Raw genomic sequence first — 909 nt, 5'->3', positions numbered from 1 at the left:
TGGGCTAAATTCGCAAATTCAGCCCATAATTCACATCCATGAAACTCAAAGCTAAGCGTTCATTCAATTACAATGTTTCACGTGAAACATGCCAATGACACAGTAAACGCCTCGGTTAACCTGAGTAAACTGAGTGCCAATCACGCCAGACCGGAGCGAAACCTTTCGCTCTAATCATGTCTTCTACCGATGCCGCGCTACGCTCGTCACTGATTTCGAACTGTTCCAGTTCCACCTCTTCGGTCGCATAACCACCGGGTTGTGTTTTCGATGCCGCAGACATACTCGTAATGCCTAACGGTAATACATTGTCGCGAAACTGCGGTGATTCGCGCGTCGACAATGACAACTCCACTTCCGGATTAAACAGCCGATAGGCGCAAATCAATTGCACCAACTGCTTATCCGTCATGACAGATTTCGGTTGTAATCCCGACGCAGGTGTATTACCGGCACAAGGGCGTAAACGAGGAAAAGAAATCGAATAACGCGATTGCCAATAAGTACGCTCAAGGTAATCCAGATGAGCAGCAGCAAAAAAGCAGTCGGTGCGCCACTCTTCCAAACCAATCAAAGCGCCAATACCGATTTTGTCGATCCCCGCTTTTGCCAACCTATCAGGCGTTTCAAGCCGGTATCGGAAATCCATTTTGTTGCCACGTAAATGATGCTGAGCATATGTTTTAGGATGATAGGTTTCTTGATACACCATCACCGCATCAAGGCCCAATGTTTTGAGTTCGGCGTATTCGTCCTGATCCAACGGTTGGACTTCCATCGCTAAATAATTAAATCGCTGCTTGATGATTGGCACCATTTCGCGAAAGTATTTCATCCCAACTTTGGTCTCATGCTCACCCGTTACCAGTAACACGCTGTCGAACTTCATTCGCTTAATCGCATCAATCT

The 909-nt window shown here is 46.6% G+C and carries 1 protein-coding gene; it reads right to left on the bottom strand.

Going from position 1 to position 909, the window contains the following annotated elements:
* Positions 1-115 precede the first annotated feature (115 nt).
* Positions 116-909 (bottom strand): 2-iminoacetate synthase ThiH (gene thiH / locus R8O11_RS25975; protein ID WP_318194708.1); only part of this gene is annotated, 794 nt, incomplete at its 5' end.

It is taken from the genome of Vibrio sp. 1288 (assembly GCF_033344475.1).
Note: the sequence above shows the minus strand (reverse complement) of the source record. Positions and strands in the feature narration are given on the sequence as shown.